This is a genomic window from Mesorhizobium sp. M1143 (assembly GCF_040318435.1).
GTDB lineage: Bacteria > Pseudomonadota > Alphaproteobacteria > Rhizobiales > Rhizobiaceae > Mesorhizobium.
The window spans coordinates 21,307-40,139 of the sequence record NZ_JAMYMJ010000051.1; the positions used below are offsets into that span (position 1 = coordinate 21,307).

Annotated in this window: 19 protein-coding genes; 8 read left to right on the forward strand and 11 right to left on the reverse strand. The window is 62.6% G+C overall.

Annotation, left to right across the window (positions count from 1 at the left end; translation table 11 throughout):
* The first annotated feature begins 25 nt into the window (after window positions 1-25).
* Both NKH35_RS25665 and NKH35_RS25670 read left to right on the forward strand, forming a co-directional pair.
* Entirely contained in the window at window positions 26-1,594 is a 1,569-nt protein-coding gene (locus NKH35_RS25665; RefSeq protein WP_352916817.1) for an ArnT family glycosyltransferase, read from the forward strand.
* A gap of 55 nt (window positions 1,595-1,649) precedes the next feature.
* Complete coding sequence (locus NKH35_RS25670; protein ID WP_352916833.1) at window positions 1,650-2,957, forward strand: M24 family metallopeptidase; 1,308 nt, start codon at window positions 1,650-1,652, stop codon at window positions 2,955-2,957.
* On the opposite strand, the gene NKH35_RS25675 is transcribed toward NKH35_RS25670, so the two are convergent.
* Complete coding sequence (locus tag NKH35_RS25675; RefSeq protein ID WP_352916819.1) at window positions 2,922-3,749, reverse strand: phosphate/phosphite/phosphonate ABC transporter substrate-binding protein; 828 nt, start codon at window positions 3,747-3,749, stop codon at window positions 2,922-2,924. The genes NKH35_RS25670 and NKH35_RS25675 overlap by 36 nt on opposite strands.
* Before the next feature lie 91 nt (window positions 3,750-3,840).
* Window positions 3,841-4,851 carry a fatty acid desaturase gene (locus NKH35_RS25680; protein ID WP_352916821.1) on the reverse strand — a complete coding sequence of 337 codons (1,011 nt, stop codon included), beginning with the start codon at window positions 4,849-4,851 and terminating at the stop codon, window positions 3,841-3,843.
* A gap of 223 nt (window positions 4,852-5,074) precedes the next feature.
* On the opposite strand from NKH35_RS25680, the gene NKH35_RS25685 reads away from it, so the two are divergent.
* The gene (locus tag NKH35_RS25685; protein WP_023681768.1) at window positions 5,075-5,932 is read left to right on the forward strand and encodes a helix-turn-helix domain-containing protein; all 858 of its coding nucleotides are present in this window, start codon (window positions 5,075-5,077) and stop codon (window positions 5,930-5,932) included.
* Between the two features lie 114 nt (window positions 5,933-6,046).
* Window positions 6,047-7,069: a betaine--homocysteine S-methyltransferase gene (bmt, locus tag NKH35_RS25690; protein WP_023735240.1), complete on the forward strand. Its 1,023-nt coding sequence runs from the start codon at window positions 6,047-6,049 to the stop codon at window positions 7,067-7,069.
* An 8-nt stretch (window positions 7,070-7,077) separates the two neighbouring features.
* Here the strand turns inward: bmt and NKH35_RS25695 are convergent, their stop codons facing one another.
* The 7 genes from NKH35_RS25695 to NKH35_RS25725 form a co-directional block, all read right to left on the reverse strand.
* A complete protein-coding gene (locus NKH35_RS25695; RefSeq protein WP_031202677.1) occupies window positions 7,078-7,344 on the reverse strand; it encodes a hypothetical protein in 267 nt (88 codons plus the stop codon).
* Between the two features lie 240 nt (window positions 7,345-7,584).
* Window positions 7,585-9,696, reverse strand: a complete 2,112-nt coding sequence (locus NKH35_RS25700) for a vWA domain-containing protein (protein ID WP_352916824.1) — start codon at window positions 9,694-9,696, stop codon at window positions 7,585-7,587.
* Window positions 9,697-9,698: 2 nt separating this feature from the next.
* On the reverse strand, window positions 9,699-10,259 hold the full coding sequence (locus tag NKH35_RS25705) for an RNA polymerase sigma factor (protein WP_023739087.1): 561 nt from the start codon (window positions 10,257-10,259) through the stop codon (window positions 9,699-9,701).
* A gap of 215 nt (window positions 10,260-10,474) precedes the next feature.
* The gene (locus tag NKH35_RS25710) at window positions 10,475-11,653 is read right to left on the reverse strand and encodes a BaiN/RdsA family NAD(P)/FAD-dependent oxidoreductase (protein WP_352916826.1); all 1,179 of its coding nucleotides are present in this window, start codon (window positions 11,651-11,653) and stop codon (window positions 10,475-10,477) included.
* Window positions 11,654-11,748: 95 nt separating this feature from the next.
* Entirely contained in the window at window positions 11,749-12,486 is a 738-nt protein-coding gene (locus NKH35_RS25715) for a dienelactone hydrolase family protein (protein WP_352916828.1), read from the reverse strand.
* A gap of 104 nt (window positions 12,487-12,590) precedes the next feature.
* Window positions 12,591-13,277: a hypothetical protein gene (locus tag NKH35_RS25720; protein WP_352916830.1), complete on the reverse strand. Its 687-nt coding sequence runs from the start codon at window positions 13,275-13,277 to the stop codon at window positions 12,591-12,593.
* Window positions 13,278-13,366: 89 nt separating this feature from the next.
* On the reverse strand, window positions 13,367-14,941 hold the full coding sequence (locus NKH35_RS25725; RefSeq protein WP_023818047.1) for a trimethylamine methyltransferase family protein: 1,575 nt from the start codon (window positions 14,939-14,941) through the stop codon (window positions 13,367-13,369).
* Window positions 14,942-15,200: 259 nt separating this feature from the next.
* Between NKH35_RS25725 and NKH35_RS25730 the strand changes: the two genes are divergently transcribed.
* Window positions 15,201-15,899, forward strand: a complete 699-nt coding sequence (locus tag NKH35_RS25730; RefSeq protein ID WP_023688118.1) for a cobalamin B12-binding domain-containing protein — start codon at window positions 15,201-15,203, stop codon at window positions 15,897-15,899.
* Window positions 15,900-15,987: 88 nt separating this feature from the next.
* Here the strand turns inward: NKH35_RS25730 and NKH35_RS25735 are convergent, their stop codons facing one another.
* A complete protein-coding gene (locus NKH35_RS25735; RefSeq protein ID WP_023670401.1) occupies window positions 15,988-16,128 on the reverse strand; it encodes an entericidin A/B family lipoprotein in 141 nt (46 codons plus the stop codon).
* Between the two features lie 65 nt (window positions 16,129-16,193).
* Between NKH35_RS25735 and NKH35_RS25740 the strand changes: the two genes are divergently transcribed.
* Window positions 16,194-16,835, forward strand: a complete 642-nt coding sequence (locus NKH35_RS25740) for a DUF1638 domain-containing protein (protein WP_023688116.1) — start codon at window positions 16,194-16,196, stop codon at window positions 16,833-16,835.
* A gap of 16 nt (window positions 16,836-16,851) precedes the next feature.
* Here the strand turns inward: NKH35_RS25740 and NKH35_RS25745 are convergent, their stop codons facing one another.
* Entirely contained in the window at window positions 16,852-17,382 is a 531-nt protein-coding gene (locus tag NKH35_RS25745; RefSeq protein ID WP_155923533.1) for a hypothetical protein, read from the reverse strand.
* Window positions 17,383-17,502: 120 nt separating this feature from the next.
* Between NKH35_RS25745 and NKH35_RS25750 the strand changes: the two genes are divergently transcribed.
* On the forward strand, window positions 17,503-18,078 hold the full coding sequence (locus NKH35_RS25750) for a DUF4893 domain-containing protein (protein WP_027050291.1): 576 nt from the start codon (window positions 17,503-17,505) through the stop codon (window positions 18,076-18,078).
* Window positions 18,079-18,188: 110 nt separating this feature from the next.
* Window positions 18,189-18,761: a formyltransferase family protein gene (locus NKH35_RS25755; RefSeq protein WP_502906998.1), complete on the forward strand. Its 573-nt coding sequence runs from the start codon at window positions 18,189-18,191 to the stop codon at window positions 18,759-18,761.
* Window positions 18,762-18,833 lie beyond the last annotated feature (72 nt).

Consider the following 18,833-nt stretch of genomic DNA (forward strand, 5'->3'; position numbering starts at 1 on the left):
AGATCGTGTAAGGGGCCTTCGGCAGTTGGCCGCAGGCATTTCCCTCGATGAGAAGACGATCCCCTTGCAGTATCTAGAGAAATGGACGGACTGGCTCGGCGAAGGCAAGGTCGGTCCCTTCAACGCCGCACTGGTCTGCGTCGCGGTTTATTGCGTCGTCCAGATCGTGGTGATGGCGCTGCTGTCCCATGTCGTGGGAACCGGTGTCGGCGTCGACGATTCCGAACAGCTGATGTACATGCGCTACCTCTGGGCTGGCTATGGCGGCTCGCAGCCGCCGCTCTACACCTGGCTCGCCCGCCTCGTCGCCGCCGTGGTCGGAACGAACATCCTCGCGCTCAAGATCGTGAAGTACCTACTGATCGGAGCGGCGCTGGCGTCGGTTTTCATCGCTGTCCGCCGCCTGGGCTATTCCAGCCGCGCTGGCGCCGCCGCATTGTTCGGCCTGCTGTTGTTTCCGCAGATGGTGTGGGAGATGCAGCACGCCCTCACCCACTCGATCGCCGCTTTCTGTTTTTCAGTGGTGCTGTTTCTTGCGCTCGTCGAACTGGTGCAGCGGCGTTCCCTGGCCACCTATGTGCTGTTTGGCGTGGCGATGGCCGCCGCCATCCTGTCGAAATACAACAACGCGATCTTTCTCGGCGCGCTGATCCTGTCCACCCTGTCGCTGCGCGAAACGCGCGGCGTCATCCTCAACCGCCGGTTTTCGATCAGCCTTGTCGTGGCGGTGCTGCTTTGCCTGCCGACGCTCTACTGGAACCTGACCTACACCGACCAGCTGCTGTCGCACAGCGGCGGCTTCGGCATGGGCAGAGGAGAAAGCGCCATACAAACCGCATTCTACGGAATGCGCGGACTGGGCAAGGCTATCCTGTATTTCGCCGTGTTGCCGGCCGGCATATTCGTCGCGGCTTTGCTCATCGCATGGAAAAAGCCGGCGCCGGCTCTGCAACCGGCGCCATGGACCGAGAAACTGGTGTGGCGCACCATCGCTTTTGCCCTGGCGATGACCATCGTGCTCGTCCTGGCGAGCGGGACGACGCAATTTCGCGATCGCTGGATGCTTCCCATTCTTGTGTTGCTGCCGGTCGCGCTGGCCTTGCGGATGGATGCCAGAGGCGACAAGCGAAGGAAGGTGCAGGACGTCGTCGTCTTTGTCGGCGCAACGCTTGCCATCCTCGTGCTGCCGGTGACCTGGTACACGCACCTCAATGGCGGCGACAGCCGCGGCAGCATCGTGCGTGTCGACTACCAGTCGCTCTATGGCCAGCTGACGGCAAACGGTCCGGTTCGCACGGCGATATCGAGCTGGCACTGGGTGGGAAATCTGCGTCTTGTCGATCCCGATCTGGTCGTGCTCGACGACGAGATGCCGGACTTCGGCCATTTGCTGATCGAGCCGGCGGTGCTCGTGATGGCCAATGACAAGGAACCTCCCGAGGGCATCCTGCGGGCCTTGAGCGAGGCCGGCTATGTCGCTGACGGCTCGCCGCAGCAGTTGGTCGTTCCGATGCTGTTCGACAGCGAGCCGCCCACCCGCACGCTGACGGTCACGCGGCTGAAGAAAGCGGCCGCGGGCGCAGCGCCACAGTAAGTCGGCAGGGAGGCGTCGGGTGGAGAAACAAGGGTTCGGTCGTCATCGCAAGATCATGCCGTTCGAGCCCGGCTCCGTCGAAGCCTTGCGCGAAACATCGCGCCAGAAGGCGGCGTCGCTGAACCAGCATGTGCTGGGCTATGGCGCGCTGGCTGAAGCCGAATGGCAAGCGGCAGGCATCGCCGCGCCCGATCTTGCCGCGATGCGCAAATACCGGCTCGAGCGCCTCCGCGCCGAACTGAGGCGCCGAAACTACGCCGGCGCGCTGCTCTACGACCCCGTCAACATCCGCTACGCCACCGATTCGACCAACATGCAGCTGTGGGTCGCGCACAATCCGACCCGCCACTGCTTCGTCGCCACTGAGGGACCCGTGGTGCTGTTCGACTATTTCTCCTGCGAGCATCTGTCCGATCATTCCGGCGTCGTCGACGAGGTGCGGCCGGCAGTGTCGTGGATGTATCTCTATGGCGGCGAGCTGACCGAGCACAAAGTCCGCCGCTGGGCGGCCGGCATCGCCGATCTGGTCAAGGAGCATGGCGGCGGCAACAGCCGCATTGCGGTCGACCACATCAACCCGGAAGGCGTCGAGGAACTCGCCCGGCTCGGCATTTCGATCGGCAATGGCGAAGCGGTGATGGAAAATGCGCGGCTGATCAAATCGCCGGACGAGATCCTCGCCATGCGCCGCGCAATCGTCGCTTGCGAAGCGGCGATGGGTGAAATGGAGAAGGCGCTGACGCCGGGCATTTCCGAAAACGAATTGTGGGCCGAACTCCACCGCGGCAACATTGCGCGCGGCGGCGAATGGATCGAAACCCGGCTGCTTGCCTCGGGGCCGCGCACCAATCCGTGGTTCCAGGAATGCTCGTCGCGGGTGATCGAGGAAGGCGACCTCGTCGCCTTCGACACCGACCTGATCGGTCCCTTCGGCTTCTGCGCCGATCTCTCCCGCACCTGGCTTTGCGGTGACGCCAGGCCGTCGAACGAGCAGCGCGACCTGTTCCGCATCGCCGCCGACCAGATCGCCCAGAACACGCAATTGATGCAGCCCGGCATATCCTTTCGCGACCTGGTCGAACGCTCCGTGGTGCCGCCGGGAGATTGCTTCCCGACACGCTACGGCGTGCTCTATCACGGCGTCGGCCTGGCCGACGAGTACCCGACCCTGCCGCATGCAAGCGACTGGACGCCGGACACGCCCGACGGCGCGCTGGAGCCGGGAATGGTGCTGTGCGTGGAAAGCTATATCGGCCGTCTCGGCGGCCATGAGGGCGTCAAGATCGAGGAACAGATCCTGATCACCGCGACCGGTAACGAGCAGCTTTCAACCTACAAGCTGGATGCGAGGTTGCTCGGCTGATCCGGCAAGCGCCTCGCGCAGAGCCTTGAGCGTCTTTTCCGGCGTCGTCCTGGCGGTGATGTAGGGCAGGCCTTTGCGCCTTGCCGTCCAGCCGACGACCTTCACGGCGTTTGCCGCAGGTTCGAAACGCTGCGCCAGCGCCCAGCTCTCACAGTCGATGGCAGCTATATCCGCCTTGCCCTCGGCGACCGCGACGATCGAGCCGCGATGGCCACCGCTTTCGCTGCGCGAGGAAAAGATATCCAGGCTTTCGCCGGCGGCCTGCAGATCGCGCGCCAGTGCAATGATGCCCGACATCGAATCGAGGCTGTTGTAGGTAAAACTCTTGCCGCGCATCAGATCGAGCGGCAGCGAGGCTTTGCCATCCGCGGGCGAGCGAACCTCCGGTCCCTCGCCCGTCCGCATCACCAGCGCGCTCGAATAGAGTTCGCCTTCGCCGCCCTCGTAAGCGTCGTAGCTCGGCTGGCCGACCACCTGCACATGCTTGCTCAGGCCGAGTTCCATCGGCCCCCAGCAGGTCTGCGCGAACAGCAGCGCCGGATGCAGCCAAAGCTGGTGATGGTCGAGTTCGTCCGGCGGCAGTATCGCCGGATCGGGCGCGATCAGTCTGCCCTCGGCGTCGTGGATACCGCCCGGCACCGGCGGCAGGTCGCCATTGCGGCGCACGATTGTCTGCGGCCCATCGACGCCCTTGTGCCGAAAAGCATCGCGCAACGCTGCCCATTGCGCGTCGACCTCGCCGCGCACTTCGGGCCAGTCATACATCGGCAATGCCGCAACCAAATCACTCATGCCGACACTCAATCATCATGGCTCGGGAAAGGATCGCAAAAACGCGGCGTCCAATCAGAATTGGCCGACACGGGTTCGGGAAGTCCGGGGATTATTCCTTCGGCGGCTCGGCCGGAACCGGCGCGCTGCCAAGCCCGCTGATGCTGCGCGCCCTGATGCGCGGCTTGAACGCCCTGCCCGGCTCGGCCTGGCGGCGCAGCACCGGGTGCACGATCGGCTCCTTGGCCTTGAATGCGTAGGCTTTGATCAGTGCGAAATAGTTCGGATAGGCGTAGCCATTGTTCATCCGCAGCCACTCGTCGCGGCGGTCGGCAAACAGTTTTGGAAGCCTGTACCAGGCAACGGTCGGGGTCTTGTGGTGAACGAAGTGCAGATTGTTGTTGAGGAACAGGAACGACAGCGGCGAGCGCTCGATGATCACCGTGCGTCCTTCAGGGTGCTCGGACCACTGATGTTCGGCGAAAGTCCGGACCGCGATCAGCGACTGGCCGAGCCAGACCGGCACCAGAATGTAGAGCCATACGGGAATGCCGAAGCCGAACTGCACGATCGGCACCACGATGGCGAGGCCGATCGCATGCAGCAGCCATGCCTTGCCGATCACCTTGTCGCCGGCAATCACATGCCTGGCGTCGTCGACGAAGAAACCGATGCAGGACAGCCAAGGGCCGAGAAAGAAACGGCCGGCCATGGTGTTGTTGATCTTGAGCAGGAATTTCATCGTCGGCGGCAGATCGTCATGCATCCACAACGCCTGGTAATAGCTCTCGGGATCGTCGAGCGGATCGGTCAGGCGCTCGTCGGCGTGGTGGCGCAAATGGAGCGTCTTGAAGCGACGGAACGGCCAGACCAGGCCGATCGGCAGGAAGACGAAGGCTTCGTTGATGAGCGCGCTGCGCGTCGGATGGCCATGCAGCACTTCGTGCATGATCGACGACTGCAAGGCCAGGATGAAGCCGAGGAGAAGAAGTGCCGGGGTCGGATAAGAGGGCCAGAGCAGGAGCCCGGCAGCGAGCCACATTCCGTAACAGAAGAAAGCGAGGACCACGGTCGGCCACTCGATGGCCGCTGCGTCGCGTCGCTTGATGCGCTTGCCTCTCATGCTATCGACCACTGTCCCTCAGTCGCCGGAATTGTTCCTGACAGCATAGTGTCAGGAGAAGCGATTCCGCTCAACGAGACAAAGTGTACAAAATGTTGCGATTGCGCATTTTTGACCGCAGATGTTATGCATTATAAACAACCCTACGGATTCATTTACGCTGGAAGTGCTGATTCGACGGCTCGGGCGCAAATTTTTCCTAAGAGAGTGCGGAGAATGAACAGTGGACAAACGGGACCTTTCGGCAATCTTCCGGGAGCGCCTGAAGCTGCTCCTGACACGCTCCGATCTCAACCAGTCGGCTTTCGCGTCAGCAGTCGGCATCGACCGGTCGGCGCTGTCGCAACTGATGTCCGGCGCCTCGACGCGCCTGCCACGTGCCGAAACGCTGCTCAACATCGCCGCCGAATTCAAGATCTCGCTGGACTGGCTGCTCGGCCTCTCCCAGGATGAAGGCGTCACCGGCGAAATCCGCGAAAGCCTGGAGATCGAAGAGGCGCCCGACGGCTTCGACCGCACGCTGCTCGCCAAATGGTTCGCCGAGGCCGCAGGCACCAAGATCCGCTATGTGCCGGCCGGCATTCCCGATCTCCTGCGCACACGCCAGCTGGTCGACTACGAAGCCAACATCACCAACCGCAGCCGTCTGGCGCAGGCCAGCGAGACGCAGTACCGCATCGAGTACAACCGGCGCCCTGAGACCGACATGGAGGTCTGCATGCCGCGCCATACGCTTGAGATCTTTGCCCGCGGCCTGGGCGTCTGGGACCGCTTTCCCGAGGCTGACCGCCGGCAGCAGCTTGCCCATATGGCGACGCTGCTTGACGATCTCTACCCCACCTTCCGCCTGTTCCTCTATGACGGCCGCATGCGCTATTCGATCCCGCTGACCATCTTCGGCCCTTATCGCGCCGCCATCTATGTCGGCGACATGTATGTCGTGCTGAATGCCACCCAGCCGGTCCAAGCGCTGACCCAGCATTTCGACAATCTGATCCGGGCCGCCGACATCAACCCGCATGAGGCCGCCGCCTACGCGCGCAATCTGGCCGGCGCGTCATTTCCATCGGGTTCTGCCTGATCCCCAACGCCCCGGAAAGGTGCGCCGCGCGGCATTGCAGGTTGCAAACACATTGACTGGACATAAAGACTTCTTTATATCCTTATTCCATTCAAATATCTGAAAGTCGATCCGATGACCGCGAACAATCCCATCGATGCTCTGCTGGCCGAAAAGGGCGTGCTGCTCGCCGATGGCGCCACCGGCACCAATCTGTTCGCCATGGGTCTGGAGGCCGGCGAAGCGCCGGAGTTGCTGAACGAGACAGCGCCCGACACCATCACCAGCCTGCACCAGAATTTCGTCGACGCCGGCGCCGATATCATTCTCACCAACTCGTTCGGCGGCACGCGCCACCGGCTGAAGCTGCACCATGCGCAGGACCGCGTGCATGCGCTGAACAAGCGCGCCGCCGAGATTGCCCGCGCGGTCGCCGACAAGGCCGGCAGGAAAGTCATCGTCGCCGGCTCGGTCGGCCCGACCGGCGAGTTGCTGGTGCCGCTCGGCGCCATGACCTATGACGAAGCAGTCGAGGCTTTTGCCGAGCAGATCGAGGGTCTCAAGGAAGGCGGCGCCGAAGTCGCCTGGATCGAGACCATGTCTGCGCCGGACGAAATCCGCGCCGCGGCGGAGGCCGCCATCCGCGTCGGCCTGCCCTACACCTATACCGGTTCATTCGACACTGCCGGCCGCACCATGATGGGCCTGCTGCCCAGGGATATCCACGGCGTCGTCGACGGACTTTCAGAGACACCGCTCGGTGTCGGCGCCAATTGCGGCGTCGGCGCCTCCGACATCCTGGCCTCGCTGCTCGACATGACCGAGGCGAGGCCGGAAGCGACGGTGATCGTCAAGGGCAATTGCGGCATTCCCGAATTTCGTGGCACCGAAATCCATTATTCCGGCACGCCGGAGCTGATGGCCGACTATGTCCGGCTGGCTGTCGATGGCGGCGCGAAGATCATCGGCGGCTGCTGCGGCACCTCGTTCCAGCACCTTGCTGCCATGCGCAAGGCGCTTGACGCGCACACCAAATCCGAACGCCCGACCGTCGCGGCGATCGTCGAGCGCATCGGTCCGATGCGCAACAAGGTAGCGACGGAAAACACCGCCGAGACCAGCGAAGCCCGCCGCGAACGCCGCCGCAGCCGCGCCTGATATCGAACTTATTCGCTGTTTTCAGCGTAACGCGATAGCGCCGTCTTGAAATCCAGGGCGGTGCCGTTGGCGTTGCCACTCATCGTCACCAGGTCACCCGACGACTGCGGATTGCCGATCTGCTCCAGCATGACGCGAAAGCGGTCATTGGTCAGCGCCGACTTTGCGGTATTCCGGGCTGCGTCAACGTCATCCATGATGCGCCTGGATTCTGGCGACAGCGTTCCCGACGCCTGCGTGTGTCTCACCGCCGGCGTCGTGTTTCCAATGTTCATGATCTGCAATTCCCGGCTCCCCAAGCCCAGTCCCGACCCCATGCAATAATAGCAGGGCATTGCGATGACGTTCCGGAAAAGCCGCGCAATTTAACGATCAGGCGGATCATCGGTGCGCTTCGGATCAATCGATCCGAAAAAAGGCCGGCAGGGTTTTCCCCGCCGGCCTGCCTCACCCGCCCGTAGCCGGTTCCCCGTATCAGAACGACCCCCGTCTGAAAGGAACCGACTGTATTGCCACTACCGGTTACCGCCGAGCGCCGAGGCAAGGCGCACAAGCGAAAGGAACTCGGACCTGTACCCAAACGGGTCGGCTCCTCGGGCGGCGGTGGCAATCTCCATGATCTTGTCGTAGCCGAACTTCGCGGTCGCATCCTCGTCGCGCAGCTTCTGGCCGAAGGCGGCGACAGCGATGGAGAAACGCTGGTCGGTGCTGGCCTGGTCGAAAGACTGGACCTCGTTGGCCGACGTCACCGGCGTGGTGATCAGCTTCGAGACGTCTTCGTTCGGCAGCTTGTAGCGGATCTTGACGAATGCATATTCGTCGGCATTGGCGACGCCGCCATTGTTGACCGTTGCCTGGCCGTAGCGCAGCGGATCCATCTGCTCGCCGCCACTGCCCTTCGGCGTGATCTCGTAGATGGCCGTCACCGAATGACCGGAGCCGATATCGCCGGCATCGACGCGGTCATTGTTGAAGTCCTCGCGGTTCAAGGCGCGGGTTTCATAGCCGATCAGCCGGTACTCCGAGACCTTGTCCGGATTGAACTCGACCTGGATCTTGACGTCCTTGGCGATGGTGAACAGCGTCGATGAGGCATCCTCGACCAGAACCTTCTCGGCCTCGGCCAGCGTGTCGACATAGGCGGCGGTGCCGTTGCCGTTCTGGGCGATGGTCTGCATCATCTGGTCGTTCAGATTGCCGCGGCCGAAGCCGAATACCGACAGGAACACGCCGGTCCTGCGCTCCTGCTCGATCAGCCGCTTCAGATCGTCGTCATCGGTCTGGCCGACATTGAAGTCGCCGTCCGTGGCCAGCATCACACGGTTGATGCCGTCCTTGACGAAGGACTGCTGGGCAAGCCTGTAGGCTTCCTTGATGCCCGCCTCGCCGGCCGTCGAGCCGCCGGGCGACAGATTGTCGATGGCGTTGAGGATCTTGTCCTTCTCGGTAACCTTGGTCGGCATCAGCACGGTGCCGGCGTCACCGGCATAGGTGACGATCGAGATGGTGTCGTCCGCCTTGAGCTTGCTGACCAGCAGCCGGAAAGCCGACTTGAGCAGTGGCAGCTTGTCAGGCTCGTCCATCGAACCCGAGACGTCGATCAGGAACACCAGATTGGCCTTGGGCTGCTCGACCGGCTTGATGTCGAAGCCCTTGATGGCGACGTGCATCAGCTTGGTGTGCCCGTTCCACGGCGTCGGCATGACGCTGACGGTCGAATTGAACGGCGTCGAAGCCGAGTCCGGCCCCTTCCAGTCATAGGGGAAGTAATTGACCATCTCCTCGACGCGCACCGTGTCGGCCTGCGGCAGGTAGCCCTGCTTCAGCGAGCCGCGGACGAAGGAATAGGAAGCGGTGTCGACGTCGATCGAGAAGGTCGAGACCGGATCCTGAAGCGCTGCATGCACCGGATTGGTCTTGAAATCCTCGACGCGGTCGCGGTTTGGCTCCTGCGGCGCAATCTGGTCGGCCGGCATGGTAGAGGGCTGCGCCAGGTACTTGGATTCGGTCGCGCCGGCCATGCGGTCGACCCGCGCGCCGCCGGCCGGGGCAGCGGTGCCGTCAAGCGAAAACTCGCGGCTCTCAACTGGCGCAGGCTCGGCCAACACGCCGCGCCCCAGCGCATCCTGCTGCGCAGGGGCGACAGCAACGGTCGATTCGGGCTTTGGCGGCGCGGGCGGCGTAAGCGTCGTAGTAGTGTCGCGGCTTCGCGCGTCGGCGTCGGCCTTCTTGTCGCCTTCAGGCGCCTGCTTGTCTTTTACCGGCGCGTTGATCGCCGGCCCAGTGGTTGCCGGCTTGTCGGCCAGCGTCTCAGTGATCTTCTCGTCGCTGCCGAACGGCGACGGCTGTTCCCTCAGCATATGAAAGGTGGCGTATCCGGCGATCGGCAGGGCGACGAGCCCGGCAATGGCTGGCGTGGCGATGAGTTTCTTTTGCATGATCTCGCTCCAGAGCTTTTGTGCTCGCTCTGTGAGACGAAGCCCGCCGACCGATCCTTGGGTGACGGCAGAAATATTTTCCTGATCATAGGCGCGCATGGCGGCTTCGAAGGCGCGTGCCTTCGCGCTTTCCCCGGGCGCCGGTACTGCTGCGTCGCGCAGCCTGTTGAGTTCGTTGTCGTCGACCATGGTCACACTTCCCCGGCTGAACGAATCAACGTCTTCAGCCGTTTCTTCGCTTCATGGATGTGCCAGGAAACCGTCGTCTCCGAGATTGCCATCGCCTCGGCGGCGGCCGCATGGCTCAACCCTTCGCCATAGACCAGAAGTACTGCATCGCGCTGCTTGTCCGGCAATTGCCGCACCGCTGCCCAGAGCGCCTCAGAGGGATCTTCGGGCTCGGCCGAGGCCTCTCCCGAAATCATGCTGTAGGCGCCGAAAGCCTCGGTCTTGACGTTTTCGCGCGTGGTCTTGCGCATCATGTCGCGCGCCGCGTTCAGCGTCACGGAATAGAGCCATGTCGTGAACGCGCCGCCGCCGCGGTAGTCGCGGATCGCCTTGCCGAGACGGACACAGACCTCCTGGGCGATGTCTTCGGCATCGGCCTTCTTTCCGCACCAGCGATAGGCGGCGCGATAAACGAAGTCGTAGTGCCGCTCCAGCAATTTGCCGAAGGCACCCCTGTCTCCGCCCTTCGCCCGCCCGATCAATTCGGCGTCGGAGGCTTCGCTTTCATCCAGCATCATCGCCATCATTTGCCTGTTGGACGAAGGCTAATGGCCAATCCTTGGGGTTATGGAAAGATTTTTTTCCGAGGCGACGGATGCACGCGCAACAGGTGCGCTGAGATTCAGGTCAGGCCGAGCCGAAAACGATGGATTTCGAGAACCGGAGCGGAGCGTACTTTTGGTACGCGAGCACCGGAAGCACAGAAAGCCGTCGTTTGCAGGCCGGCCTCACCTGAATATCAGCACACCTGGCCCGAGGCCCAGCCGGACGACCAAGCCCACTGAAAATTATAGCCGCCCAGCCAGCCCGTGACATCGACGACTTCGCCGATGAAAAACAGCCCCGGCACGGATTTCGCCTGCATCGTCTTCTGATCGAGCCCATTGGTATCGACACCGCCAAGCGTCACTTCCGCCGTGCGGTAACCCTCGGAGCCGGCCGGCTTGATGCGCCAGTCGTTGACGGCGGCTTCGACGGTTTTCATTTGCAGGTCTGTCAAATCAGCGAGATTGCCATCGATCCCACTGCGCTCGGCGACTGCTTGCGCAAGGCGCTTCGGCAAATGGTTTGCAAGCACCGTCTGCACCGCTTGCCTGCCGTTGACGCGCCGGGCGGCGCGCAGCAGTTCCGCCACATCCCTCCCCGGCAGCATGGCGATGCGGATCTCGTCGCCCTCGCGCCAATAGGACGAGATCTGCAGGATGGAAGGCCCGCTCAAGCCGCGATGCGTAAACAGCATCGCTTCTGGAAACCACGTCTTGCCGCAGGCGACTTCGGCATCGACGGCATTGCCGGCCAAGGGCGCCAGCCGCTCCAGCGTTCTTGCGTCGAAGGTAAGCGGCACCAGCGCCGGCCGTGTTTCCACCACCGCCAGGCCGAACTGCGCCGCAAGCTCGTAGCCGAAACCGGACGCGCCCATTTTGGGGATCGACTTGCCACCACAGGCAACGACCAGCGAATTGCAGGCGACGCTGCCAGTGGAGAGCGTCAGCACAAAACCGTCCGCGGCCTTGCTGACGTTCCTCATCTCGGTCGACAGCGCCAGCTCCACGCCGCCATCCTGCATTTCAGAGACCAGCATGTCGATGATCAGCCGCGCCGAGCCATCGCAAAACAGCTGTCCAAGCGTCTTCTCGTGATAGGCGACGCCGTGGCGTTCGACGAGCTCGATGAAATCGCGCTGCGTGTAGCGGCTGAGCGCCGAGATGCAGAAATGCGGATTGCCGGAGATGAAATTCTTCGGGCTCGCATGGATGTTGGTGAAGTTGCAGCGGCCACCGCCGGAGATGCGGATCTTCTCGCCGGGCTTTGCCGCGTGATCGAGCACCAGGACCGAGCGGCCGCGCTTGCCGGCCTCGATGGCGCACATCATTCCGGCCGCACCGGCGCCGATCACCACGACATCATAGGATTGCATCAGGCTGTTCGTTCCCGCTCGACTGGCGCTGTTTTAACAGGCCGCGCCAATCGTGCAGTCTCTACCCGTTCGTTGCGACTTCAGGCAACGCCTCGTTAGATCAGCGTCTCGGCGAACAGCGTCGTCAATCGCTTCCAATGACGTTCGGCGCCGGCCGCGTTGAACACGCTGTGATCCGACACGCACCAGCCATGCGCCATGCCGGCATAGTTTTCGATGACGTGGTCGACTTCCGCCACGCGCAGCGCCTCGGCCAGTCGCGCCGACTGCTCCGGCGGAAAGCTGCGGTCCACCCCAGACGTTCCGACATAGACCCGCGCCTTGATCATTGCAGCCTTGCGGTGCGGACTGTCGGCGGCATCGCTGGCCAGTTTGCCGCCATGGAAGCTTGCCGCCGCCACGATGTGATCGGGATAGGTTGCAGCCGCATTCAAGGCCCGCGCCCCGCCCATGCAGTAACCGACGACACCGACCGGTCCGGTGACACCTTCAGCGGTAAGCGTGTCGAGGAACGCCCTGCTGTCGCGGATGGTCATGTCCTGTGTCGTGCCGTGGACCAACGCCGTCAGCGCGACCTTGGTCTCCTCGACGACGAAAGCGGTCTTGGGCTCGAACGGCCCGTAGGGTGCGTTGCGATAGAAAAGATCCGGCACCAGCACCGCACAGCCCTCGCCGGCCAGCCGCTCCGCCATTGCGTCGAGCGCCGGTCGCGGACCGAAGGCGTCCATATAGAGAATGACACCGGCCCTGGACGGGGAAGCGGTCGCCGAACGGAACAGCCCGGCTTTCGCTACGCCGTCCTCGGTTTTTATCTCAATGTCCTGCTTCGCCATGGCGCGCCCCGTTGATTGTCGTGTGATACATATAAGCAGGCATTGTCAGGGCAAGCCGTTCCCTGACAATCCCGTTCAACACTTTGTGCGGGCTTTCGACCCGGCTACAGGCCAGCAAACGCCGTCATGTGAAAGGCCTGAACCTCAGGCGGATAGCGATGGGCCGTGCCATACGGACAGGCGTTGCGGTCGAGGCAGCCGCCGCCGCGGCATGGTTCGCCCTTCGATCCCCGCACATGCGCCAGGCAAGCCTGATGAGCGAAACCATCCGCGGAATAGGCGTCAACCGGACAGGATTTCAGGCAAGGTTTTGCGACACAGGCCTCGCAAAGGTGAATCGCTTCGCGACGTTCAGGAAGCGCGATCTCATCCTCGAACAGCAACGCGCCGCGATAGGCATGCCAGAGCCCGTACTGCGGATGCATCAGGATGCCCAGCGGCGACGGTCTCAGCCCCTCCGCTCGCATCGCCCATTGCTGGAACGGCAGATAAGGTCTGTCCGAAGGCGAAACGGCGCGCGCGCCGAATTTCTCCGCCACCGCACCGATCACTTCGCGCGACCATGTGTCGAGCGGATGAGCAATGGTTTGCGGTTGCCGGTCGCGCCAGCGCAGGAAATGCGGCCAGGGTGCCGCTCCCGCCTGCCCGACCAACAGCACGGATTTGGCGGGGGCAACTGAAGGGCCATGCGGCGGCGTTTCGCTTGTTGCGAAATTGAAGCCACCGCGCAGGATGAGGCCGTCAGCGGAAAGCGCGGCCGCTATCTCGTCAGCCCGGCGCCGCGCAATCATCCCTTCTTGTCCGGGTCGGAGAAAGCGCTCCGCCAGACTTCCTTGTGGATGATGTTGGCGACTTTAGCCCCGCCTGACTCGGGCTCCTTTCAGGTGAAGGCGTCAGCCATCGACGCCTTCTTCGTCGCGATGTAGTCCTTCAGCCCGTCGTCGATGCCCGGATCGAGATACGGCGCCTCATAGGTCTCCAGCCAGCGGCGGGCGAGTTCGTTGGCGCGCTGCGGCGCTGTCTTCTCGCCCTCGGCCAGCCACTGCTCGTAGGAATTGTTGTCGGCGATGCTGGAGCGGTAGAAGGCGGTCTGGAAATTGGCCTGGGTGTGGTCGCAGCCGAGATAGTGGCTGCCCGGGCCGACCTGGCGGATGGCGTCCATCGCCTGGCCGTTTTCCGACAGGTCGACGCCTTCGGAAAACTTTTGCGTCATGCCGAGCTGGTCGATGTCCATCATGAATTTCTCGTAGCAGGACGCCAGTCCGCCTTCGAGCCAGCCGGCCGAATGCAGGACGAAATTGGTGCCGGCAAGAATAGTCGAGTTGAGCGTGTTGGCGCTCTCATAGGCGGCCTGCGCATCCGGAACCTTGGAGGCGCAGAGCGAGCCGCCGGTGCGGAACGGCAGACCGAGCCGGCGGGCAAGCTGTGCGGCGCCGTAGGAAACCAGCGACGGCTCCGGTGTGCCGAAGGTCGGCGCACCAGACTGCATGGAGATCGACGAGGCGAAGGTGCCGAACAGCACCGGCGCGCCGGGACGGATCAACTGCGTGAAAGAGGCGCCGGCCAGCACCTCTGCCAGAACCTGCGTCAGCGTGCCGGCCACCGTGACCGGGCTCATCGCGCCGGCAAGGATGAACGGCGTGACGATGCAAGCCTGGTTGTGACGCGAATAAACCTTCAGCGCGCCCAGCATGGTTTCGTCGAACACCATCGGCGAATTGGCGTTGATCAGGCTGGTCAGCACGGTGTTGTTTTCGACGAAATCGTCGCCGAACACGATCTTGGCCATGGCGACGGTGTCTTCGGCCCGCTCTGGCGCCGTCACCGAACCCATGAACGGTTTGTCCGAATATTTGATGTGGCTGTAGATCATGTCGAGATGGCGTTTGTTGACCGGCACGTCGACCGGCTCGCAAACCGTGCCGCCCGAATGGTGAATCGACGGCGCCATATAGGCGAGCTTCACGAAATTCCGGAAATCCTCGATCGTCGCGTAGCGCCTGACACCGTCGAGATCGCGCACGAAGGGCGGACCATAGACCGGCGCGAAGACCGTGGCGTTGCCGCCGATCTGCACCGAACGTTCGGCGTTGCGCGCATGCTGGGTGTAGATGGGCGGCGCGGTCTCCAGCAGCGAGCGGCAGAGGCCCTTGGGAAAATGCACGCGCTCGCCCTTGACGTCGGCGCCCGCCTCTTTCCAAAGCTGCAGCGCCTCGGCGTCGTCGCGAAAGATGATGCCGATCTCTTCCAGCACCGTATCGGTGTTGTTTTCGATAATCGCCAGGCCTTCCTCGTTGAGGACCTCATAGATGTTGATCTTGCGCTTGATATAGGTGAGCTGGGTGCCCGGTCCGCCGCCCGAGCGCGCCGCCCGCCTTGCAGCCGCGCCGCCGCTGGCAGCACGTCCACGTCGCGCATTGGACGCTTCCTGGTCGACTGACGCGTTTTCACTCATGATCGTTTTTCCCTAAAAACCGTTTGCGGCCGCGTAGGCGGCTTCTCGCCCGGATCGTAGCCATGCACCCTATTCGAAACGGCCCGCCAGCGCCAACGCCTGTCGCAAAATCGACAAGAATTCCAATAGATTTGCGGTCGCTTTCCTTTTGCGGGAAGTCGCAAATCAGCTATGGATACCTGCCCCCGCCGGGTTAGGTATTGACGCGATTATTTTAAGCCGCCGTGATCGCATCCGCGCGGCAAGGAGCCCGAGAAAAATGGCCGACGACGAGATCATCCTCTCCGAGCTTTCCGACGACGAGTTGGTGCAGCAGATGCACGACGATCTCTATGACGGGCTGAAGGAAGAGATCGAGGAAGGCACCAACATCCTGCTCGAGCGCGGCTGGGTGCCCTACAAGGTGCTGACCGAAGCTCTGGTCGAAGGCATGCGCATCGTCGGCGAGGACTTTCGCGACGGCATCCTGTTCGTTCCCGAGGTGCTGCTGTCGGCCAACGCGATGAAAGCCGGCATGTTCATCCTGCGCCCGCTGCTGGCCGCCACCGGCGCGCCGAAGCAGGGCAAGATGGTGATCGGCACCGTCAAGGGCGACATCCACGACATCGGCAAGAACCTCGTCGGCATGATGATGGAAGGTGCCGGCTTCGACGTCATCGATCTCGGCATCAACAATGCGGTGGAAAAATACCTCGACGCCATCGAGCAGCACCAGCCCGACATTATCGGCATGTCGGCGCTTTTGACCACGACCATGCCTTACATGAAGGTCGTCATCGACACGATGAAGGAAAAGGGCATCCGCGACGACTATGTCGTCCTGGTCGGCGGCGCGCCGCTAAACGAGGAATTCGGCAAGGCCGTCGGCGCCGATGCCTATTGCCGCGACGCGGCTGTGGCGGTCGAGACCGCCAAGGACTTCATGAAGCGCAAGCATAACGTGCGCGCTTCAGCCTGATCTGTTACGCAAGGCGTCTGGGCCACAATCGAAAGCCGCGCCTTGCAGCGCGGCTTTTTTGTTCCAGCTATTGGAACGGATGGCTGCGTCAGGGTTTGGTGACGGTGTCGTCGACGGCTTTCGCAGTCGATTTGATATCCCGGCCGACACCACGGACGGTGTTGGCACAGGCCGTAAGCGCCAGGACGCAGGCAAGGATTGCAATCGGCGCAACGCGTAACAGTTTCATGGACGGTTTATCCCTCTCTCGATAGATTCGCCCCACAGCAACGAAGGCCGCTTCGACCGGGTTCCATGGCCAGAATGCAAAAAACGAAACCGAATCAGGACGACAGGCTGCTGGTCATCGCCTGTGGAATGATTGCGCGCGAAGTTTTGGCCGTCAAGGAGCAGCTCAAGCTCGACCATCTCGACCTGACCTGCCTGCCGGCGGAGTTCCATTTCTACCCCGACCGCATCGCACCGGCGATGGACAAGGCGATCGAAAAGGCCAAGGCGGAAGGCTATAGCAACATCTTCGTTGGCTATGCCGATTGCGGTACCGGCGGCATGCTCGACCGGGTCCTGGAGAAGCACGGCGTCGAGCGCATGGCCGGGCCGCACTGCTTTGCCTTCTACCAGGGCATGGACGCCTATGCGAAGGTCGCCGACGACGACATGATGTCGTTCTACATGACCGATTTCCTGTGCCGCCAGTTCGACGCCTTCTTCATGAAGCCGCTCGGCCTCGACAAGCACCCGGAGCTGATCAAGGACTATTTCGGCAACTACCAAAAGCTGATCTACATCGCCCAGACCGACGATCCGGAACTCGACAAGGTCGCCGAGAAGGCCGCGAAGATGCTTGGCCTCGCCTACGAGCGCCGCTCGACCGGCTATGGCGACCTGACGACTGAATTGGCGCGGGTGGCGGCACATCCAGAAGAAGTGCGTTAGGCGCCCGACTTTCGGATTATTTGCTCTCCGGTTGCGGATCCGACACGAAATCGACAACGCGGCCGTTGTCTAACCGGATCGGCCCTCTTGCAGTTGGATCCTTGCGCAAAGCCTCTGCAAGCAGAGCGTCGACTGTGTCGAGATTGACCTGCAGAATTGTGCGGTCGCCCAGTTCCCAGTACTCGCCTTCATCGAAGACGTCGAACTTGTCGAAAAAAGGAGCAACTTTGCGAAGCAACTCGATGATCTCGATATGCGCCTCCGACCCCGCAAACTGGGTCTTGCAATATTGCTGCATGAAGAGGTCCCTGTCGAACTCGAACCTTAGGCGATCCGACTTGGGATGCGGCAGGCATTCTATCCCCAAGACCGGGCCGATATAGTCAACGCTGCGTTCGTCGATGACCCGGTTGAGAACCATTTCGGCCTCGTCTATCGGCCGAAATCGCCAGTCTCGAGCGATGGCAAGCGCTTCAACTTCCTGCAACAGCGCAAGATATTGTTCCTCTCCGCGCAGTTGTCCCTCAAAATGGATTGTAACCCCCACGCGCACCTCCCGCGGAACATACCGCTGTTTAAGCACGGATGACAGGCCGCCGCGAATGGGTAAGTTGTGCGCTGGAAGATAGAATCGGCTGCTCCAGCCGCGCCAACATGGATACCACCGATGACCGCTCGCGTCCTGCTCGCCGCCGTTTGCCTGCTCTGTTTCGCCTTGCCCGCTCGCGCCGACGGCGAGGTGCAGAAGATCATCACGCCTGCCGACAAGGTTCGCCTCGACAAATATGGCGAGACCCGCAAGGCGGCGCTGGCCGAGGCAAAAGCGGGAGACCCGGCTGAGGTCAGCCAACTCGACGCGCTGCTGGCAAAGCCGATAGTGGCCTTTTCCGACAAGGACCTGAGCGGCAACTGGCAATGCCGAACCATCAAGGTGGGCCTGACCGGCCCGCTGGTCATCTATGGCTGGTTCAAGTGCAAGGTCACGGACGATGGCTCCGGCTGGCAGCTGGAAAAGGTCAGCGGCTCGCAACGCACCAAGGGCCGTTTCTTCGACGATGGCGAAAAACGCGCGATCTATCTCGGCTCCGGCTATGTCAATGACAACAAGCCAAAACCCTATGGCAGCGGCCCGGAAAGCGACCAGGTCGGCTATGCCTTCCGCACCAGCGCCAATGAATGGCGCATCGAATTCCCGGCGCCCTACTACGAATCGAAACTCGACATCATCGAGTTCAAGCGCTGATCCGTTGGTCTCTCGCTGGCCGGGCGGTCATCAAGATTTAACCTCGCCCGGCACAGAATTGAGCCGGGCAGCGCACGGCAAATGGTTGCGCGCCGGCAAGAAAGCGCGCCATGGCATCAGCGGTTGAAAAAAGTGCTGCGATCGTCATCGTCACCGAAGGCGGGCCGCACATCTGGGCCATCGTCAACGCCATCGCCGACCAGCTCGACCCTGTCAGCGTCATCCTCGAAAGCCCTGAATCCAAAAAGCATTTGCTGCTCGGCCGCGCGCGCCGCCAGGGCTGGTTTTCGGCCATCGGTCAACTCGGCACGATGGTGTTGACGAGGCTCGGCAAGCGCTTCTTCGCCGGGCACGCGGAGCGGCTGATCGCAGCGCAAAAACTGCAGACAGAGCCGAAGCCGGGACAAAAGATCATCCACGTCTCCTCCGCCAACGCAGCCGATTGCCTGCAGGCGATCGCCGACATCCGCCCGGGCGTGGTGCTGCTCGCCGGCTGCCGGCTCTTGTCCCGGCAGACGCTGGCGCAAATGCCCTGCCCGGTGCTCAACTACCACGCCGGCATCGCGCCGAAATACCGCGGCATGAATGGCGGCTACTGGGCGCTGGCCTGCGGCGATCTCCAGAATTTCGGCACCACCGTGCATCTGGTCGACGCCCGCGGCGCCACCGGCGGCGGGGGTTAACACGACCGCCGGGAGCCCGCCCCCGGGGCCCCCATGTCGGGGGTTGGGGTGGGCCCGCCGGGGGGCGGGCGG